The sequence below is a fragment of the Nitrospiria bacterium genome (assembly GCA_035517655.1).
Lineage (GTDB): Bacteria > Nitrospirota > Nitrospiria > JACQBZ01 > JACQBZ01 > JACQBZ01.
This window is the reverse complement of sequence record DATIYJ010000065.1, coordinates 1-17324: the sequence shown is the minus strand read 5'-3', so window position 1 is coordinate 17324 and position 17324 is coordinate 1. Positions and strand designations below refer to the sequence as shown.

Sequence of the window (17324 nt, the reverse complement as noted above, 5' to 3'; positions counted from 1 at the left end):
CTCCCCGCTCAGATCCTGCCGATCAACGTTGGAGCAGACCGCGCGAATCTCCTTTGCATTGTACTTTCGCTCCGCGGGGCCGCGTCGCGCGATGGCCGTGACCTCTTTCACCTTTTTATAACGGATCAGCCAGTGGGCGATATCGACCATCACGTCCCCGATTCCGATCACGGCCACCCGCTGGCCCATCTCAAACGGCTTCTGGCTGAAGCCCGGCAACAAATTAAAATGGTAGACGACGTCCTTGGCATGGTAGACGCCGACCGCGTTATCCCCTTCCACGCCGATCGTTTTCGTCCCCTGCGCGCCGGTGGCGAAGACCAGAGCGCTTGCCCCGATCTCGTTGAGGTCCGAAAGCATGATGTCGTTGTTGGCGCCGACCGCCACATTGCCGAAATAATCCACATTTTCCCGATTCAGGACGTCCCAATACCCTTTTTTGAGCCCGCCCCGCAGCCGGTGTTTGGTCGGGAAAATGCCGTACTCGGCCAATCCGCCGAACTTGATGTCGCGGTTCAAAACCACGACCCGACGGCCCGCCTTCGACATGTTGTTGACGACCGCCATCCCGGCCGGCCCGGCCCCGATGACGACAATGAGGTGTGAAGACTGGTCTTTGGATGCCATTTTATCTTATCGCCGCTTTCTTCTTCGCTTGATCGCTTTGTACTTACTTTTCCTGAGCTTTTCCCGATTCCGCTTCTATCGCAATAGGCGGCCGGCACGACAAAATTGATGCCAGTTTAGCATACCGAATCAGCGCTTGTCAAAAAAATAAATGAGGTTATAAGCCGACTTCCCCTCTTGATTCCATCCGTCGATCGGGGTAACATCCAGTGGGGTTTTGATCTGTCTTTCGACTCGCGTGCTTTGCTCATGGTCGCTTCGGCCGTCGCCCGGCCTGTTCTTCCTTCCGGCGGCGGACGGAGAAAAATAAAATGAAGAACGACCCTGCGGCCCGCTGAAGATTGGGAGGATGATCGATGAAGATGACGGCTCAGGAAATTGAACGGTTGATCCGCGTGGCCAATTGCAGTCGACGGGATATGGAAACCATCCTGGAGATGGCGAAAAAGTTCGACGGCTTCCCGTTATCGGATCAGGATAATGACACGCTGGTGGACGCGGTCAACGCGCTGCGCGGGTTTCGGAAAGACCTTCAACTGATGCAGATGAAAATGGGCGGCACACCGGGTCGGTGAATACACGGTTGGGACAGTGGAGCTTAGACCGCATTCTCGCGCCGCTCCATCCTTTTCCAATGATCTATTATTTCACTGCTCGAATGCTTTGAATTTTTGCTCTGCAAAAATTCTGGTGGAGCTGGCCGGGATCGAACCGGCGGCCTTCTGATTGCGAACCAGACGCTCTCCCAACTGAGCTACAGCCCCACGCAAGCTTGAGATATTCTATTTGAAATTCATGACGGACACAAGCCGTTCTTTAAAAATTCGTTCAAAACGGGGTTTGTAAAGCCGATCGAACAGCTCCTCACCGTCGGGGAACAGCTCCAGGACGCGATCGCGGGCCTCCTCAATACGACGGCGCGCCCCCGCTTCCGAGTCCGTCCTCCATCGCAGATCCGCGGCCGCCTGATCCACGATCCGTCGCAACCGCTTGAGCTTGAATTCCTCCTCGAGCAGATCGATTAAATCGATCGTCATAACGCCACCGGCTTGCGGACCGGTTTGTCTTTGTCGCGGAAGCGCGACGTCATCATGCCCAGGTATTTGTTGAGCATGTGGCTGCGCGTCAGGAAACCGAAGATCGGTTTTCGCCGGACGCCGAGCCGGCGGAGCTCCGCCAGAATGGCGGGGTCCTGATTGTCGATCTTGAGCCCCTTGTACAGCACGTCCACCGCGCTGGACCGGCGATTCGCGCACAAATAAACGCGCGCAAGGTTCACGAAAAACTCGGGCCGGTAAAATTCCTTCTTGATCGCCGTCGTGCAGTAGGTGACGGCCTCCTTGGTCCGGTTTTCTCCGAAAGCCAAGGCCAGACCGAAATAGGACAGCAGTTCCGGCGGGACCGTGGAAGACGCATCCTCCTCATACGCCGCCAACAAGCGGCGGAAGTAAACCAGCGCTTCCGTGTAATTCCCTTCCTTCAGATACGCGCATGCGAGCAAGAACGTGTCATTGAGCAACATGGCCGATGATCCTCCCGTTTCGAGAATATTTTTTTAAAAACCGATCTCGATCATGGGCGATACGATCTTCGCCCCGGTCATTTTTTGCGCCGCCTTGAGAATGACCCGCCGCCCCGAAACGTGCAGGCGCTGCTCCGCAAAATACTGGATGGCCTGCGGAAGAATCCGATGCTCCTGCTCCAGAACCCGCGCCGCCAGCGTTTCTTCGGTGTCCTCGTCGAATACCGGCACCGCGGCCTGAATGATGATCGGGCCCTGGTCCATCGATTCATCCACGAGATGGACGGTGCAGCCGGAGACACGGGCGCCCCATTCCAGAACCTGTCGATGCGCGTGAAGCCCGGAAAAGGCCGGCAAGAGGCTGGGATGAATGTTGATGATCCGATTTTTGTAGGGTTCGATCAAACGGGACGTGATCAAGCGCATGTAACCGGCCAGGACGACTAAGTCAACCCGGTGCTCGCGCAGGAGATGAACAAGGGCCTCATCGTAGGCTTCACGGCCGGCGTAGTCCTTGGGATTCAGAAAAAAGGCCGGGATGCGGCTCCGGCGGGCATGGTCGAGGGCCTGGGCCTGCGATCTATCACTGACGACCACTTCCACGCTTGCGTCGATTAAAGGGGCTCGCGTCGCCCCCTCCACCGGCGAAGCCGGATGGAGCCTCCCCTTCTCGCTCGCCTTGCTCGCTGGGTCGGTCCTCACGGCCGAGGCGGCGTCAAGGATTGCCTGAAGGTTTGAGCCGCGGCCGGAGACCAGAACCCCCAACCGAAGCCTGGAGTTACTCATAAACGACTTTCGGCTCCCCCGGGATGACCTTGCCGATCAAAAAAGCCGGCTCGGATAAATCCTTGAGTCTCTCGATCGCCCGGTCGGCCTGGTCTGGACCGACGACGGCCACCATGCCGACCCCCATGTTGAAGACGCGATACATCTCTTCGATCGCAACCCCCCCCTGTTTTTCGAGCCATTCGAAGACGGGCGGGACCGGCCAGCTCCCCCGTTTGATTTGCGCCTGACAACCCTCGGGAAGAATGCGCGGAAGATTGCCGGTCAATCCCCCGCCGGTGATATGGGCCAATCCCTTGACGTCCAGATCGCGGACCAATTGCAAAATGGGCTTGACGTAGATTTTGGTCGGGGTCAGAAGCTCCTCGCCCAGACGGCGGGTCCATCCGGGGATCCGGTCGGTGATTTTATGTCCCGCCACCTCAAAGGAAATCTTGCGGGCCAGGGAAAATCCGTTACTGTGAAGGCCGCTTGAGGCAAGACCGATTAACACGTCGCCGGCCATAATGCGGCGGCCGTCGATGACGCGGCTTTTTTCGACCACGCCCACCGCGAACCCGGCCAGATCGTAAACCCCCTCCGCATAGAACGAAGGCATCTCGGCCGTTTCTCCGCCCAGCAGGGCGCATCCGGCCAGACGGCAGCCTTCGACAATTCCGCGGATGACGTCCACCGAGGTCCGCGGCCGGAGTTTGCCGGTTGCAAGATAGTCCAAAAAGAAGAGAGGTTCGGCGCCCGTTACGACGACATCGTTGACGGACATCGCCACCAGATCGACCCCGATGGTGTCGTGCCGGTCCATCTCAATGGCGAGCTTGAGTTTCGTTCCGACCCCGTCCGTTCCGGAAACCAGCACGGGCTCTTTATACTTCTTGGCTTCGAGCGCGAACAGCCCGCTGAATCCGCCGATATCGGTCAGCACTTCCGGACGGAATGTGGAACGGACCAGCGGCTTGATCGTCCGGACAAATGCATCGCCGGCCTCGATATCGACACCGGCGGCCTTATAAGTGAGACGCGGCATATTCAGGACCCGGATTTTAAAAATGCATCCTAGTAATGATACAAGAAAAGGCAAAAAAGATCAACCGCCCGGGCTCGCCCAAAGCGAGGAAAACCCGAAATGGAGGCGCTGGAAGGCCCTCCGATCTCGAAAACCATGAAACGGACCCTCGCAAAGAAAGAGGCACGATGCCGGACGACACCGTGCCTCTTTTATAAAAAAATATAAACTACTTCTTGTCCATCTTCATGTCCATATTCATGTCCATGGCTTTGATGGATTTTGCATGCCCGTTCGCATCGTCCACTTCGACCTTCGCCCCGGCCTTGATCTCCCCGGTCTTCTGAGTCGAGTCGTCAAAATGGATGCGGTGCTCTGTCCCGTTCTTTTCCTTGACCACATAGAAGGAGCCGTCAATCTTGGTCAACTCGCCCGTGACCATACCCGCCCAACTCATGCTGACCATGGACAGTACGGCGACCGTTACGATCAAACCTAGAATCATTCGCTTCATGTATTTTCACCTCCTCTCTAAATGGGTGCGCAAAACAAAACGGCTCTTAATATTTCCGATCCGGCCCTCCGCTTCGCGAAGTGAATTCGGGCCGGCGCCTCCTCGACTCGTTGCACCGACGTTATTTCTTCTTCTTCGCGGCCGGCTTGGACGCAGGCTTCGCGGGCTGCTTCGGAGACTTTTTCTGAAGTTCCGCGAGCTTGGCTTTAAGGTCTCCATTCTCCTTCTCAAGGTCGGCATTCTTCTTCTTCATGTCATCCAGCTGCGCCATGGTCTGGCTCATCTGGGACTGCATCCCGGCCTTGTCTTTTGACAGGGTGTCCACCTGCTGTTTCAGTGTGGCGTTTTCCTCCTTCAATTGTTTTGATTCACAGCCGGACAAAACAGGCAAAAACAAGAAGGAGAAAATTACTGCTGACAGGATCATTTTCCGCATATCATTCACCTCCTCTCAAAGTTTTAATGATTTGTTGCGCGTCTTTATCGTAAGACATGGCACAACCTATTATCTAAAAGCATCTTTCATGCCAATTTTTTAAAATCCGGATTTTAAAAATCTCTATTGATCTTCATGTGTTGGATCGGGACTGCGGCATTCCAATAAACATCTTTCGGACCTCTACGCCTTTTCTGGGGTTTTGTCTGCCTCATTTGCGGCAGGGACGCCGGGTTTTTTGATCCCGTATTTTTCCAAGCGGTACTGCAGTGTTTTATAGGTCAGACCCAGTAGTTTCGCCGCTTTCATGATGATCCATTCGGATTGCTCCATGGCTTTGAAAATCAATTCACGCTCCAGTTCTTCAAGCGATATGCCCTCGGCGGGCAACTCAAGGCCGAGCCCCGTCATCGGGGAAGGCAGACGGCAGATTTCAGGAGAAAGGTCGGCGACCCCGATGACATCCTGCTCGCACAGGAGAACCGCCCGTTCGATGGACGATTCCAACTGGCGAACGTTTCCAGGCCAGGAATACTCAAGCAGTTTGCGCATCGCGTCCCGACTGATGCCTTGGATCTGCTTGCCCGTTTTTTGGTTGTAGATCCGGATAAAATGGCGCACCAGTTCCGGAATATCCGTCCCGCGCTCGCGCAACGGGGGCATCTGGATTGAAATGACGTTCAACCGGTAATAAAGGTCTTCCCGGAACTGGTCCTTTTTGATCTCCTGGTCCAGGCGTTTGTTGGTGGCCGCAATGACGCGGACATCGATCGCCGTCTCTTCCGATCCCCCGATCCGCCGGATGCGCCGCTCCTGGAGCGTGCGAAGCAACTTGCCCTGAAGGTGAAGGCTGAGGTCTCCGACTTCGTCCAGAAAAAGCGTCCCGCCGTCGGCCGCTTCGAAAAGTCCGATCCGTTGACCCGTCGCTCCGGTAAACGCCCCTTTTTCATAACCGAACAGCTCGCTTTCGATGAGCGTATCGGGAATCGCGGCGCAATTGATCGCCTGGAAGGGTTTGTCTTTTCTGGCGCTGTTGAAATGAATGGCCCGGGCCAGGAGTTCCTTCCCGGTTCCGGACTCCCCGTTGATCAGAACGGTCGCCATGCTGTTTGAAATTTTCTTGACGACTTCGAAAACCTCCTGCATGCGGGGATGATTCCCGATGATGTTGTTGATATGAAATTTATCCTGAAGTTGTTGACGGAGCCTGGTGTTTTCCTTGACGAGCGATATCTTTTCAAAGGCCCGCTTTACGGCGATCAAAAGTTCTTCCCGCTCCAGGGGCTTGGTAATGTAATCCAAGGCCCCCAGCTTCATCGCCTCGACGGCCGAATCGATCGAGCCGTGCGCCGTCATGATGATGACGGAAGCCGACGGGTCCAGCTGAAAAATCCTCTGAACGATGCCCAGGCCTTCCGTATCCGGTAATTTTAGATCCGTCAGAACGACATCGTACTCACCGGACTGGAACTTGCCGACGGCCTCCTTGGCCGTCGAGGCCAGATCCACCTCGTATTTCTCGGACCGGAGAATGAGCGCCATAATTTCACGCTGGGATCGTTCGTCATCGATGACCAGAATACTTCCCTGTTTCATGCATGAACCCCCCGCCTGCCCGCCGCGGTGGGCCTGCCGGCAGGCACGGCTTCCATGGGAAGCGAAATGGTGACGGTTGTTCCCATTCCTTTTGCGCTGGCGACGGAAATGGTCCCGCCGTGCTCTTCCAAGACCCGCTTCGTCAACGCCAGTCCCAGCCCGATGCCGAGTTTCTTGGTCGTAAAATAGGGCTCGAAGATTTTCTGAAGATGGTCCGACTCGATTCCGGAGCCGTTATCTTCAAAATGCACCAGCACCCGGTTGTTTTCGTCATCCGCCTGCGCGTGAATCCGCAGCACCCCTCCCTGACTCATCGCCTGAAGCGCGTTCAGGGTGATGTTCACGAAGCAGTTCTTGATCTGTTCCACATCGACCAGCACCCTGGGAAGTTCGTGAATTCCACGGGTCTCGAATCGAACCCCCTGATCCACTCCTTTGGGAAGAGCGAGCTGCAGCACTTCGGATAAAATGCCGGCCAAATCGGCGGATTGCATCTGGAGGCGGAGCGGTTTTCCAAAATCGAGAAAATTTTCAATCATCCGGTTCAGCCGATGAATCTCGGTTTTGATGTTGGCCACCAAGGAGTCGATCTCCGCTTTATCGAGAAAATGGGCCTTATCCAACTGAACGCGCAGGTGGTCGATGCTGAGATTGATGAGGTTCAGGGGATTGCGGATTTCATGGGCGATGCCGGAAGCCAGCTGGCCGACGGCCGAGAGATGCTCCGCATGGCGCAGGCGTCCCTCAAGGGATTTTTGCAAGCGAAGCTTCTCCACCATCTCGTTGAAGCTCCGGGTCAGTTCGCCGATCTCTTCTCCGCCCCCCTGCACCACCAGCGGCGTGCTCAAATCCCCGGCCGCAACGTTTTTAGCCGCCTCCACGACCTGCTTGATGGGCCGGGTATAGTGCCAGGCCAAAAAGAATGAAAGAAAAATCCCGACCGAAAAAATAACGATGTGCACGGCCAAACGCGTATAGAAACTTTCCCGGATCAGACGATTGAAGTCATCCATGATCATGATGATATGGACATAGCCCAACTGTTCTCCGCCGACCACGATTGGAACCAGGATATTGTAGGGTTTCTGGTCTTTCTTGGTTCCCGCATCCTCCCCGATCCGCTCCGTAATCACCAGATCGCGACGCTTGGGGTCCGGGGGTCGTTCTTTCCGATGCGGATTGGAACTGGCGATGACCTGATTCTCGTTGCTTAGAACGGAGATCTCCTTGACGCCCTTTTTATTGAGTCGTTTGACGTAATCCCTCAGCCGGGCCTCGTCCGTGGCCCCGTGCGTCGTCAATTGTTCGACGCTGATCTGGATCGCCGTCGTCAGGTCTTCCGTGTCGGCCATAATTTCCTTGACGACCGCCTTTTCCGTCAGCCAGTAGAAGGCCAACGAGGCCAACAGGGATAAAAACAACAGCGAGAGCATCATGAGCTGGAGCTTGGTGTTCAGGCGGAGATGCTTCAGACGGCCGGTGATCTTCTTGAACGCGGATCTCACCATTCATGATCCTCCGTGAGGCTCAATCCGAGACCGGCGAGGACGTCACGGAAGGGTATCCTACCCTCCCGGATCAAGCGCGGGGGATGGAAGGTCATATCGACAATCGTTGTGCCGTTCCCGCCGGGAGTCTCGCCTCCGTCGATGATGAGGTCCAGGTCGGGACCCAGCGTTTCATACACGTTTTGGGCCGTCGTGGCGCCCGGTTCGCCGGAACGGTTGGCGCTTGTGGCCGTCAGAGGTTGACGGAGGGACTGAAGAAGCCTAAGGGCGACCGGATGCGAGGGAACCCGTATCCCGACTTTCCCGCATCCGCCCGTGACCGCGGAAGGCAGCCGGGAGGAGGCCGCCAACAAGAGCGTCAAGGGACCGGGCCAAAATCTCCGCATCAGATCCCAGGCCTCCGGTGATATGGTTCCGATGACTCCTTCCGCTCGTTTGATTTCATCCACGACGATCATGATCGGCTTGCCCGGCTCCCGTCCCTTGACCGTGAACAGACGTTCAACCGCGGCCGCGTCGAGAGGATCTACCCCAAGCCCGTAAAAAGTCTCGGTCGGATAGGCGATCATTCCGCCCGATTTGATCCGCTGAACCGCCCGGTTGACCGCTTCCCGGGATGAAGCGGATTCCGGTCGCAGAGGATCAACCTTGACGACCTGCCCTTTGGATACGTCTTGCTTTGGCCTCAACTTCTTCCTCAAGTTTTATTTTAAATTCTTTGATTTTATTTGCCAATACCTTGTTGCTGATTGCCAATATTTGGACCGCAAGGATTCCCCCGTTCTTGGCCCCGGCTTTTCCAATCGCCATCGTGGCGACCGGGACGCCCCCCGGCATCTGCACGGTCGAAAGAAGAGCGTCCAGACCCTTCAAGGAGGACGAATCGATGGGAACGCCGATCACAGGGCGCGTCGTATGCGCAGCCACGGTGCCGGCCAAATGGGCCGCGCCCCCGGCCCCGGCGATAAAGATCTCGACCCCTTTTTTCTCCGCCTCGGAAATGTAACGCCGCGTCCAATCCGGCGAGCGGTGGGCCGATGTAATCGCAAATTCGTGGGCCACGCCGAATTCGTCCAAAATCACGGCGGCCTGTTCCATCACAGCCAAATCCGATTCACTGCCCATGACGATGCTGACCAACGGTTTTCGCAATCGTTCTTCTCCTCCATTCATTCATTATGGGGGCTAGCGTCGCCCCCTCCGCCGGCGAAGCCGGATGAAGCCTCCCCCTCTCGCTCGCTTTGCTCGCCGAGTCGATTCCCACAGACGGCGGAAGCCAATTGAGAGCGACCCTTTTGTTCATTTTAGGTAATTAATATAGCCTTCCGCGGTCTGCGGGTCAAGTTTTGACGCTTGGAACGGGACCGGACAATAGAATCCAGCCGAGACCGCCAAGAACGTTCAGCCCGGTGATCAGGAACAGAAAGAGAACGGCGAAGGCCATGGCCGGCGGAGCGGAGACGCCCGCCTGGGCTAAAAAATAAACGTACGCGCCTTCACGAACACCCAGACCGTTGAGGCTGATCGGGATCATTCCCGCGACGCTCACCAGGGGCACGAAAACAAAATAAAACTCCCACGGGACGGAGACGCCCACCGCCCGGCCGATCAACATATGAATGACGACCATGGCAAGCTGGATGATAAATGAAAGGGCCAGGGAGACCGCCAAAAACCTGGGATTTTCCCAATAGCGATACGGCAGGACGTATTTCCGCAATAGACCGGGAAACCCGAAAGGCAGCAGGAGACCCAGCGCCAGCAGACCGGCCCCGCCGAGCGTAACCACGGTCATCCAGACCGGGATCACAACCGACCGGCCGGCCCAAATGGCCGCCGATGCGATGCCGAGAACGGCGACCATCCCGCTGATCCGATCGGCCAGGACCGTCGCCATGGCCCGCAGGACATCGGCGCGACTCTCGGCCAGGTAATAACACTTCCCCAGGTCGCCCCCGATCGACGTCGGAAGAAAGAGGTTGAAAAACAACCCGATAAAGTGGAAGGCGGTCAAGCGGCCAAACGGATGCTCGTAACCCTGAATCCGCACCATGATCCTCCACCTAAGAACGCCCGCGAACTGAAGTCCGAAATAAGCGACCCATGCCAAAATAAAGTAGCCGGCATGAAGATTCTGTAACGACCGCCCCACCGACCGGACGTCGATTTGGCTGAACAGGTAGGCAAGCAAGCCCAGGCTGACGACCGCTTTGAACGCGGTCGTCAGCCATCGGCGGGGCCCGGACGAGACCGGAATCGAGAGGTCGAACTTAGAAATTGGTGGCCAGGACATACCCTCCTTGCTCCGCGCGGATCGTGAGCTGAGGCACGGCGTCCAGGACCGGAATCAAAGCGACCTGGCTCAACACCACCGCATGGCGATTCGATGAGACGAAACGACGCAGGTCTTCTTGTTGATTCGATTTAAAGATGACCGCCCCGCGGCGGGCGTAAAACAGAATGCTGGGTTTTCTCATGCCGAACACCACGAGAGGCTCCTCGGGACGGATCCATCCCCGCGTCTGTTCGGTGAGGTCCTGCAACGGCCTTTGCACATACCCGCTCACCGACGGGATGAAATCGAACAGCAGGACGAACACAAACGCGCCCATCATCAGCACCAACACCATGAACCCCGCCCACCGTCTCATCAAGCGCAACAGCGACGCGTAGGTCATCACGCCGACCAAAAGAATCGCGGCCATCGTCATCAAAACCCGGTTCAGATCGATCGGCTGGACCAAGAAGGGGGCCAGGGCGCCGTACTTCATCCGGGCCCATTCAATCCCTTGGGGAATGGAAAGGAGAAGGCCGGCCGTGATCACGGTCAGGACCGCCATCAAGCCCAGGGAGAGCCGGTCTTCCGCCGCGTCCGTCGAGGAGGATGCATCCATCCTCCGGTCCAGGTAACAGGCGACCCAAACGGCCAGCGCCGGAACGGCGGGCGCGATATAGCTCGGAAGCTTGGTCCCGGCCGCCGTGAAAAACAGGAAAACAACGGCCGCCCACAACAAAAGAAACCATTCCAAGGGACGTTCCACCGGGAAGCGACGGATATGTTTCCATCGCTCGGAGGAATCCGAAGCGGTAAAAATCGAAAGGAGCGACGCGGGAATAAACGCCGCCCATGGGAAAAAACCGATCGCCAGGACCGCCAGATAATAAAACGGGGCGCCGGCATGGCCTCCGATCACGGAGGTAAAGCGATCGATGTTGTGCCGGAGAATAAAGGAATCCCAGAAGTCCGCGCCGTGAAGCCAAAAGATCGCCGCATACCACGGGAGCGCGACGGCGGAAAAAATAAGCATCCCCCATCCCGGCCGGATTTTTCGAAGAAGCTTGTCCCGCGGACCGACCGTGATGATGAAAAGGAAAATGGTCAAACCCGGCAGAACAAGACCGACCGGGCCCTTGGTCAAAACCGCCAGGGCCGCGCCCAGATAAACCCCGGCCAGCCAGAAGTCGCGCTCCGTTTTGTAGAACAGATAGAAACAGGCCAAGGCGGCGGTGATGAAGAAGACCAGGAGCATGTCGGTCAACGCGGCGTGGGAAAGCGCCACCATCTCAAGGCTGCTGGACAGGATCAGCATCGCGAGCAATCCGGTGCGGGCGTTCGCGGCCCGCCGGGCGAAGCCGTAGACCATGACCAGCAGGGCGAGGCCGAAAACGGCCGAGGGCAAGCGCGCGGAGAACTCGGACGGGCCGAAGATTTGGAAGGTCGCGGCCATGAACCAGTACAGCAGAACCGGTTTGTCGAAATCGGGCGAGTAATTGAATTGCGGGGTGATCCAGTTTCCGGTTTCCACCATTTCCCGGGCGGTTTCGCCGTAAATCGCTTCGTCCAGATCAAACAGCGGCACGGCGCCGAGCTGATAGAAAAACAGGAAGCCCCCCAGCATCAGCGCCGTCCAGAAGCCGGTGTCCCGGGTCATGATTTAAGCCGCTCCCGTTTCAGGCGCGAAGCCCACACGCCGATCAGCACGCCCAAGACGGCCCCGACGAAGACATCCGAGGGAAAATGCGCGTCGATGTAGATCCGCGTAAAAGCCACCAGGACGGCGAGGGCATACCAGATCCATTGACCCGCCGGATAGAAGGCCGAAAGGACCGCGGCCATGGCGAAGGCCGATATGGTGTGGCCGGAAGGGAGCGAGTCGTGTCCGCTCACAAAGGACGGGCCCCAATCCACGATGCCCCTGTCCACCAGTCTCGGGCGTGGCCGTCCGACCAGATGCTTGATCACCTGCACGGCCGCGCCGGCGACCGACACCGCGATCAAACACCGTACGCCCGCCTGCTTTAATTCGGGCCGTTTCAGCCACCGGCCGATTCCGTAGAGTGCGATCGCCTCCGCCCCGAGGACCCAACCCCGCCCGAGCCAGGTCAGAAGATGCATCAGTTTCAACACCGCATGGACCCGAAGATCCTTGATGACGCCGCGGATCGGACCGTCCTCAAGAAAGACGAGCAGAAGGAGAGCGACGATCACGCCCGCCCGGATCAGCCCCTTTCGGCTCACCCGCAATCGACGGGGATGACCGGGTGTCGGCTTACTCATCAAAGCCGATTCTCTCCCGAAGGATATAGAGCGGACGGCGTTTGACTTCGTCATAGGTCCGCCCCAGATACTCGCCCATCATGCCCAGAACGATGAGCTGGACGCCGGCCAGGAACAAGACCGCCACCATGAGCGAGCCCCACCCGTGCGTCGGGAAACCCAGGAATTCGGTCCGGTCGAAAAAAAACCGTCCAAAAATCACAAAAAGCCCCAACAGAAAACTTAAAACCGACACGATCAGCCCGAGATAGATCGCGAGCCGCAGAGGAGCAAAGGAAAAAGAGGTCACGCCGTCCCAGGCCAGTTTGAGCATCTTGCCGAAGGGGTATTTTGTGCTTCCGGCGAAGCGTTCCGCGCGGGCGTAGAGAACGCCCGTTTGGCGGAACCCGACCCAAAGCGTGAGCCCGCGGACAAAGCGGTGGCGTTCGCCGATGGACCGAAACGCATCCACGACTTTTCGGTCCAGCAGGCGGAAATCCCCGGCATCCATCGGGAGGTCGAGGTTTCCGATTATCCGCATGAGGGCGTAGAACAGCCGCGCCGTGCTCCGCTTGAACCAGGAGTCCATCTCGCGGCTCTCGCGGACGGCATAGACCACTTCATACCCTTCCCGCCATTTGTCAAGCAAGCGGGGGATCGTCTCGGGCGGGTCCTGGAGATCCGCGTCGATCACCACGACCGCATCCCCTTTCGCATGATCCAGTCCCGCCGTCAACGCGATTTGATGGCCGAAATTTCGGGAGAACTGAAGCACCTTGACGGATTTGTTCCAGCGAACCAGCTCCGACAGGATCCTCGCCGTGCCGTCGCGGCTGCCGTCGTCCACAAAAATAATTTCCGCGCCGGAAAGTCCGCGCAGCTCGTTGAGGACCGCTTGGAGCCGTTTAAAGAATTCATGCAAAACGGCCTCTTCGTTATAGACCGGCACAACGACGCTCAGCAAGGGTCTGTCCGGCAGTGTCATCCCGACCTCTTTATTTTTAAACGAGCGCGCGCGCGGAGGGTATTCACCCCGCCGCTTTTAGGCTCTCGGGCCCCTTCCGTCCTTTGAGACTCTCGATCCCTTTGAGACCGATGTCCATCCGGCAATGCATGCCCTCAAAGCGGATCCGGCTCACCGCGGCGTAGGCGAACTCGCGGGCCTGCTGGAAATCGCGTCCGACGGCCGTCACGCCCAATACACGCCCGCCGGCCGTCACCAGCTCTCCGTCGCGAACGGCGGTCCCGGCGTGGAAGACCACCACGCCGTTTTGGGATTCGGCCTCATCGATGCCGAGGACGGCGCGGCCGGATTCATAGGTCGCGGGATATCCCTTTGCGGTCAACACGACGCAAACCGAGACCTTGGGGCTCCACCGGACCCGGACGCGGTCCAGGGCCCCGATCGAAAGCGCCTGGAGGATTTCGACCAGGTCGCTCTCAAGACGCGGCAGGATCACTTGCGTCTCCGGATCGCCGAAACGGGCGTTGTACTCCAAAACCTTCGGCCCGCTCCGGGTGAGCATCAGACCCGTGTACAATATCCCCTGAAACGGCCTGCCCTCCCGGGCCAGACCGTCGATCGTGGGCCGGACGATGTCGCGGAGAACCCGCTCCTGCAACTCTTCCGAGAGCACGGGCGCCGGCGAATACGCGCCCATGCCGCCGGTGTTGGGACCCTGATCCTGATCGAAGACGCGCTTATGATCCTGGGATGTCGCCATCGGGATGACCGTCTTCCCGTCGGTGAAGACCAGGAAGGAGGCCTCTTCGCCTTCCAGTTGTTCTTCCAGCAAGATCCGGTTTCCGGCTTCGCCGAAGGTCTTCCGGCGCATGATCAGGTCGATCGCCCGGATCGCCTCGGCCTCGTCCTGCGCCATGACGACGCCTTTGCCGGCGGCCAAACCGTCCACCTTGACCACAATCGGCGCCCCATGTTGTTTGACGTATTGGACGGCCGCTTCCGGCTCATGAAAAATTTTGGCGACGGCGGTGGGTATGGCATGCCGTTCCATGAACGATTTTGAAAAGGCCTTGCTGGACTCGATCTCGGCCGCTTTCCGCGACGGACCCACGACGGGAAGCCCGGCCTCCCGAAAGCGGTCCGTGATACCCATCGTCAAGGGGCCCTCCGGTCCCACGACCGTGAGGTCGATCCCCTCCCGCTTCGCAAAGTTAAGGAGTCCGTTCAGATCATCGCTTTTGATGGGAACACAGTCCGCCAGACGGGCCATTCCGGGATTGCCGGGCGCGCAATAAAGAGTCGCTCCCTTCGGGCTCTGGGACATTTTCCAGACCAGGGCATGCTCCCGACCGCCGCTTCCGATGACGAGGATTTTCATGGGGCGCAGATGGACATTTCGAGCGGCCTCCTCTCCTAATGACGGAAATGCCGCATGCCGGTCATCACCATCGCCATGTCGTGCTCGTCGGCGGCCCGGATCACCTCCTCATCCTTGATCGAGCCGCCGGGCTGGATCACGGCACGGATGCCCGCCTTCGCGGCCTCGTCCAGTCCGTCTCGAAAGGGGAAGAAGGCGTCCGAAGCCATCACGGCCCCGGAAAGCGAAGACTGCGCCTTCATGATCGCGATCTTCACCGAATCGACCCGGCTCATCTGGCCGGCGCCGATGCCGATCGTCCGGCCCGGTTTCGCATACACAATGGCGTTGGACTTGACGTGTTTGCAGACGATCCAGGCAAAGGCCATGGCGTCGTACTCCTCCTCCGTGGGTTTGCGCTTCGTGACGACCTTCAGCTTTCTCGGATCGTCGATGCGGCCCAGGTCGCGGTCCTGCAGGATCAGTCCTCCGACCACCCGCTTCATGTCCATCCCGCCCCGCCGCTCCCACGTCGCGTTCAAATCGGGGCCGACGTCAAGCAGCCTAAGGTCTTTTTTCTTTTTAAACACGTCGAGGGCGCCGCGTTCGAAACCCGGCGCGATCACGATTTCCACGAACATCTTCGCGATCTCTTCCGCCGTCTCGACGTCCACCGGCCGGTTGAACGCGATCACCCCGCCGAACGCCGAGATCGGATCCGTCGTCCGGGCGAGGGTGTAGGCCTCGAGCAGCGTCTCGCCCGTCGCCACGCCGCACGGATTGTTGTGCTTGATGATGACCGCGGCCGTTCGGTCGAACTCCTTCGCCAGCTCCAGTCCCGCGTTGGCGTCCAGGAAATTGTTGAAGGACATCGCCTTGCCGTGGAGCTGTTTCGCCGTCGATATGGAAGGCTCGGCGAGGTGGAACTCGCGATAAAACGCGGCCTGCTGGTGCGGATTCTCCCCGTAGCGGAGATCCTCGACCTTTTCAACCTGCAGCGTGAAGACGCCCGGAAAGCGCACCCGATCCGCTTCCTTGACGCGGTTCTCCAGATACGCGGAGATCACGCTGTCGTAACGGGCGGTGTGGTTGAAGACCTTCCTGGCCAGTCCCAAGCGCGTTTCCCGGGAGACCGTCCCCTTGTTGCTTCGGAGCTCCTCGAGCACCCTGGGATAATCCCGGGGGTCCACGATCACCGTCACGTGCTCGAAATTTTTGGCCGAGGAACGCAGCATGGCCGGGCCGCCGATGTCGATGTTCTCGATCGCTTCCTCGAAACGGACGTCGGGTTTGGCCACGGTCGCTTCGAAGGGATAGAGATTCACGGCGACGAGATCGATCGGCTCGAGACCCTGCTGTTTCATCTGGGCCAGATGCGTCGGATCGTCGCGCCGGGCCAGGAGCCCGCCGTGGATTTTGGGATGGAGCGTCTTGACCCGGCCGTCCAGCATCTCCGGAAAACCGGTGAAATCGGCCACGTCCTTCACCGGAATCCCGGCCTCCTTCAAGGCCTTGGACGTCCCGCCGGTGGACAGGATCTCGACCCCCATCGCCGTCAGCCCCTTGGCCAACTCGACCACCCCTTCCTTATTCGATACGCTGATCAACGCCCGTTGAATCTTCATTTGCCCCTCGCTGAATTTTTATTGTCCCGCGCCGAACCAAAATCGAAGACCGATCGCCAGGATGCCGACGGCGACCGCCAGGGCCGTTCCGTCCTCGCTGTTCTCGTAAAACCATTTGGCTTCCCAGCGTCCGCTTCCCCGTCCCGGATAAGGGTGAAGGCTCGGAAGATAATCCGGAACGGCCCGGTCGTAATCGACCCAGGCCCGGCCGAAATGCTCCCGCAAGCGATCCCCTTCCCGTTTTTTCTTGAACGGGGCGTAATAAACGAAAAAGATCGCCAGACCGATGATCAGGAGATACATGTTTTGGGCCATCAAACAGAATCCGATCAGAATCAGCAGGGTCCCGAGATAAAGCGGATTCTTCACGTAGGCGTAGGGTCCGGTGGTCGTCACCTCTTTCGTCTTCTTCAAGTGGCCCGCGGCCCAGACCCTAAGCGCCTCTCCGATCAGAACGAAAATGAGACCCGGAACAAACAAGCTCAGCGTGGGTCGGGCAAAGAATATCAGGAGGATTAAGGCCAGATAGACCGGAATTGTTTTGAACGTCACGCGCTTGGTCCGCGCGGCTAGGGGCGTGGCCACAATACCTCCGTTGCTAAGGGGGCTCGCATGGCTCGCTGGGTTCGGACGAACAAAACGTGATCCTCGCTTGAAAGGTGCCGGTAGAATATCAGATGACCCGTGCAAATTCAAGGAGGAAATGGACGCGCGCGAGGTGAAACCCCGAGCTTGGGTCGAAGGGACGGAGGGGAGCCGGTCCGACCCGGGCCGCCTCCCCCCCTGATTAAACATCAAGTTTTCTTTCACCAAGCCATTTCACTTTTTCGGGGTCACGATGGTCAAAGA

Annotated in this window: 19 protein-coding genes and 1 tRNA gene; 1 reads left to right on the top strand and 19 read right to left on the bottom strand. The window is 58.3% G+C overall.

Annotation, left to right across the window (positions count from 1 at the left end; translation table 11 throughout):
• On the bottom strand, positions 1 to 627 hold a 627-nt coding region (locus VLY20_12070), incomplete at its 3' end, for an FAD-dependent oxidoreductase (protein HUK57382.1).
• Positions 628 to 983: 356 nt separating this feature from the next.
• On the opposite strand from VLY20_12070, the gene VLY20_12065 reads away from it, so the two are divergent.
• Positions 984 to 1202 carry a hypothetical protein gene (locus VLY20_12065; GenBank protein HUK57381.1) on the top strand — a complete coding sequence of 73 codons (219 nt, stop codon included), beginning with the start codon at positions 984 to 986 and terminating at the stop codon, positions 1200 to 1202.
• A 113-nt stretch (positions 1203 to 1315) separates the two neighbouring features.
• On the opposite strand, the gene VLY20_12060 is transcribed toward VLY20_12065, so the two are convergent.
• From VLY20_12060 to VLY20_11975, 18 genes are all read right to left on the bottom strand, one after another.
• Positions 1316 to 1391, bottom strand: a tRNA-Ala gene (locus tag VLY20_12060).
• An 18-nt stretch (positions 1392 to 1409) separates the two neighbouring features.
• Positions 1410 to 1664, bottom strand: a complete 255-nt coding sequence (locus VLY20_12055; protein ID HUK57380.1) for a hypothetical protein — start codon at positions 1662 to 1664, stop codon at positions 1410 to 1412.
• A complete protein-coding gene (locus VLY20_12050; GenBank protein ID HUK57379.1) occupies positions 1661 to 2149 on the bottom strand; it encodes a tetratricopeptide repeat protein in 489 nt (162 codons plus the stop codon). Before VLY20_12050 ends, VLY20_12055 begins: the two co-directional genes overlap by 4 nt.
• Before the next feature lie 33 nt (positions 2150 to 2182).
• Positions 2183 to 2935, bottom strand: a complete 753-nt coding sequence (purN, locus tag VLY20_12045; protein HUK57378.1) for a phosphoribosylglycinamide formyltransferase — start codon at positions 2933 to 2935, stop codon at positions 2183 to 2185.
• Entirely contained in the window at positions 2928 to 3959 is a 1032-nt protein-coding gene (gene purM / locus VLY20_12040) for a phosphoribosylformylglycinamidine cyclo-ligase (protein ID HUK57377.1), read from the bottom strand. Before purM ends, purN begins: the two co-directional genes overlap by 8 nt.
• Before the next feature lie 208 nt (positions 3960 to 4167).
• Complete coding sequence (locus tag VLY20_12035; GenBank protein HUK57376.1) at positions 4168 to 4452, bottom strand: hypothetical protein; 285 nt, start codon at positions 4450 to 4452, stop codon at positions 4168 to 4170.
• 121 nt (positions 4453 to 4573) lie between these two features.
• Positions 4574 to 4888: a hypothetical protein gene (locus VLY20_12030; protein ID HUK57375.1), complete on the bottom strand. Its 315-nt coding sequence runs from the start codon at positions 4886 to 4888 to the stop codon at positions 4574 to 4576.
• 183 nt (positions 4889 to 5071) lie between these two features.
• The gene (locus VLY20_12025) at positions 5072 to 6484 is read right to left on the bottom strand and encodes a sigma-54 dependent transcriptional regulator (GenBank protein ID HUK57374.1); all 1413 of its coding nucleotides are present in this window, start codon (positions 6482 to 6484) and stop codon (positions 5072 to 5074) included.
• On the bottom strand, positions 6481 to 7992 hold the full coding sequence (locus tag VLY20_12020) for an ATP-binding protein (protein HUK57373.1): 1512 nt from the start codon (positions 7990 to 7992) through the stop codon (positions 6481 to 6483). The genes VLY20_12025 and VLY20_12020 overlap by 4 nt, the downstream gene beginning before the upstream one ends.
• On the bottom strand, positions 7986 to 8681 hold the full coding sequence (locus tag VLY20_12015; protein HUK57372.1) for an L-threonylcarbamoyladenylate synthase: 696 nt from the start codon (positions 8679 to 8681) through the stop codon (positions 7986 to 7988). Before VLY20_12015 ends, VLY20_12020 begins: the two co-directional genes overlap by 7 nt.
• The gene (purE, locus tag VLY20_12010) at positions 8635 to 9144 is read right to left on the bottom strand and encodes a 5-(carboxyamino)imidazole ribonucleotide mutase (GenBank protein HUK57371.1); all 510 of its coding nucleotides are present in this window, start codon (positions 9142 to 9144) and stop codon (positions 8635 to 8637) included. Before purE ends, VLY20_12015 begins: the two co-directional genes overlap by 47 nt.
• 187 nt (positions 9145 to 9331) lie before the next feature.
• Positions 9332 to 10285 carry a lysylphosphatidylglycerol synthase transmembrane domain-containing protein gene (locus tag VLY20_12005; protein ID HUK57370.1) on the bottom strand — a complete coding sequence of 318 codons (954 nt, stop codon included), beginning with the start codon at positions 10283 to 10285 and terminating at the stop codon, positions 9332 to 9334.
• On the bottom strand, positions 10263 to 11924 hold the full coding sequence (locus tag VLY20_12000; GenBank protein HUK57369.1) for a glycosyltransferase family 39 protein: 1662 nt from the start codon (positions 11922 to 11924) through the stop codon (positions 10263 to 10265). The genes VLY20_12005 and VLY20_12000 overlap by 23 nt, the downstream gene beginning before the upstream one ends.
• Positions 11921 to 12550 carry a phosphatase PAP2 family protein gene (locus VLY20_11995; protein HUK57368.1) on the bottom strand — a complete coding sequence of 210 codons (630 nt, stop codon included), beginning with the start codon at positions 12548 to 12550 and terminating at the stop codon, positions 11921 to 11923. Before VLY20_11995 ends, VLY20_12000 begins: the two co-directional genes overlap by 4 nt.
• Positions 12543 to 13514, bottom strand: a complete 972-nt coding sequence (locus tag VLY20_11990) for a glycosyltransferase family 2 protein (protein HUK57367.1) — start codon at positions 13512 to 13514, stop codon at positions 12543 to 12545. Before VLY20_11990 ends, VLY20_11995 begins: the two co-directional genes overlap by 8 nt.
• Before the next feature lie 43 nt (positions 13515 to 13557).
• Positions 13558 to 14871: a phosphoribosylamine--glycine ligase gene (gene purD, locus VLY20_11985; protein HUK57366.1), complete on the bottom strand. Its 1314-nt coding sequence runs from the start codon at positions 14869 to 14871 to the stop codon at positions 13558 to 13560.
• A gap of 35 nt (positions 14872 to 14906) precedes the next feature.
• The gene (gene purH, locus VLY20_11980) at positions 14907 to 16475 is read right to left on the bottom strand and encodes a bifunctional phosphoribosylaminoimidazolecarboxamide formyltransferase/IMP cyclohydrolase (protein HUK57365.1); all 1569 of its coding nucleotides are present in this window, start codon (positions 16473 to 16475) and stop codon (positions 14907 to 14909) included.
• A gap of 18 nt (positions 16476 to 16493) precedes the next feature.
• Positions 16494 to 17060 carry an isoprenylcysteine carboxylmethyltransferase family protein gene (locus VLY20_11975; GenBank protein ID HUK57364.1) on the bottom strand — a complete coding sequence of 189 codons (567 nt, stop codon included), beginning with the start codon at positions 17058 to 17060 and terminating at the stop codon, positions 16494 to 16496.
• Positions 17061 to 17324: the final 264 nt, after the last annotated feature.